Origin of the sequence: Nonomuraea sp. NPDC049028 (assembly GCF_043197735.1) — a bacterium.
In the GTDB taxonomy this organism is placed as follows: domain Bacteria; phylum Actinomycetota; class Actinomycetes; order Streptosporangiales; family Streptosporangiaceae; genus Nonomuraea.
Genome location: NZ_JBICTR010000040.1, coordinates 1 through 2,034, shown reverse-complemented (window position 1 = coordinate 2,034; position 2,034 = coordinate 1). Strand labels below are relative to the sequence as shown.

General features: G+C 70.2%; 1 protein-coding gene and 1 pseudogene. Both read right to left on the bottom strand.

Going from position 1 to position 2,034, the window contains the following annotated elements:
- Positions 1–196, bottom strand: a pseudogene (locus ACGFJ2_RS59285) (ATP-binding protein); the annotation flags it as partial.
- The gene (gene istA / locus ACGFJ2_RS59280; RefSeq protein ID WP_393484308.1) at positions 193–1,671 is read right to left on the bottom strand and encodes an IS21 family transposase; all 1,479 of its coding nucleotides are present in this window, start codon (positions 1,669–1,671) and stop codon (positions 193–195) included. The pseudogene ACGFJ2_RS59285 and the gene istA, both read right to left, overlap by 4 nt.
- Positions 1,672–2,034: the final 363 nt, after the last annotated feature.

Sequence of the window (2,034 nt, the reverse complement as noted above, 5' to 3'; positions counted from 1 at the left end):
GGGCGCGGGCGTTGGACGCATCACGGGCGGCCAGTTCGGCCTCCAGCAGGGTGCGCAGGAACTCCTCGGGATTCCATCGTTGGGTGCGGGCCGTGATGAGCAGCTCGGGCGCCAGGCGTCGGATGGTGGACAGCTTCAGCCGGCGCAGCCCGTTGTCCAGGTCGGCGGCCAGCGGCGGGATCGCGGATGCGGTCATGACACCTCTCCCACCTGGTCGAGGGCGTAAGCGGTCAGCGGCCGGGTGGGGACGTGCGGCAACTCCAGCACCAGGGCGTCGCCGGGTGGGCGGACCTGGGCGGTGCCGGCCCCGGCGGCCAGGATCGAGCGCACGTCCTCGGCCCGCCAGCGTCGAAAGCAGATCGCCCGCTCCAGCGCTGCCAGCAGCGCCTGCTCACCGTGAGCGGCGCGCAACGCGGCCAGCTGGACCAGGTCGCCGGCCAGCCGGGCGTTGCCAGAGGCGGCCGAACCGGCCAGGAACGTCTCGGCGACCGGGCCGAGCTGCAGGAACGTCTTCTCCGCTTCGGTGCGTGGCCGGGCAGCGCGGCGGGGCGCCGGCCGCGGACCGCCGTAGTGCTCATCAGCCACCGAGGCCTGGCCGGGCGCGACCGCCAGGTGGTCGGCGACGATTTCACCGGTGGCCGGGTCGCTGATCAGCAGGTGCCCGTCGGCCTCACTCACCGCGACGTGGGTGCCGATCAGGCGGGTAGGCACCGAGTAGCGGGCCGAGCCGAACCGCACGCACGACAGCCGATCGACCTTGCGGGTGATGGGCGGCTTGCCGAGAGCCGGGCGCAGCGACGGCAGCGCCGCCAGCAGTTCGCGTTCGGCGGCCAGGCGCTCAGCCGGGAGGGCGCAGATCTCCGCGTGTGGCACCGCGTTCACCTCGGCGCACCACTGCCGGGCGGCAACGTTGGCCGCGGTCAGGTCCTCAAACGGGGCCTGCGGGACGATCAGATCGCGCTTGGCATAGCCGACCAGGTGCTCCACGATGCCCTTCGATTCCGGATCGGCCGCCTCGCACCAGTCCGGCCGGAAGCCGTAGTGCGTGGCGAAGCGCACGTAATCGCTGGTGGGGATGACCTTGTTGGCCACCACACCGCCCTTCAGGCAGCCCATCCGATCGGCCAGCACCACTTTGGGCACCCCGCCGAGCGTCTCGAAGCACTCGGCCAGCATCGCCAGCGTGGTGGCGGCGCGCTGGTTGCGCGCGAAGCGCACGAACCGCACCCTCGACCAGGCCAGCACCGCGCAGAACACGTGCAGCCCGCCACCCGCATCGCCCCAGTCGATGACCAGCATCTGGCCCGGTGTCCACACCGCCGGCCGCCGCCCGCGATGGTGCTCGCGCCGCCAGGACTTCTTCGCCTCGGCCACCAGACGGCGGAAGTTGCGCGCCGATCCGGCGTATCCGGCGGCCTGGGCCAGCGGCAGCAGCCGCTTGGCCGACATCTTCCCCGCGGTGGCTTTGATCTTCTCGGTCACCAGATCGGCGACCGCGTCGTAGTTGTGATCGCGCCGCTTGCGGCTCGGCGGCTTGCCGTCGGCCAGCGCCCGCTCGATGATGCGTCTGACGGTCTTGTGCGTGGTGCCGCACATCTCAGCGGCCCCGCGATAGGTGCCTACCTCACGGTAGGCGGCAATGATGTCCATGATCTCCCCCGAAGACTTCATGGCCGGGCAGACCCCCTGAGCGGTGATCTCGTGACTGGCTGACACCGTCACGATCACCGCTCAGGGCACACACCACCCCACGACACACCAACCAGCGCGAAGGACAAGCGGGGACCTAAACCGGCCATCAATGGCGACCTCGAACTGGCCACCTGCGGGGACTTTTACATGGCCACGGACAGGACACAAGCCCTTTGGCTGTCAGACGGGGGGTTGCGAGATCGAGATCGCAGTAGTTTCGCGGGTCTCAGCGGTTTGCGCCGTTGGTTGACGTTGGGAGCGCTAGCTGGCCCATGGGGGCGATAGTTGGCCCATCTGGGAGCGATAGTTGGCCCCGCGCCAGGAGGGAAGGCCCTTCCACAG

Coding starts and splice junctions, on each gene's coding strand:
- istA (WP_393484308.1), bottom strand. CDS start 1,671: ATGAAGTCTTCGGGGGAGATCATGGACATCATTGCCGCCTACCGTGAG.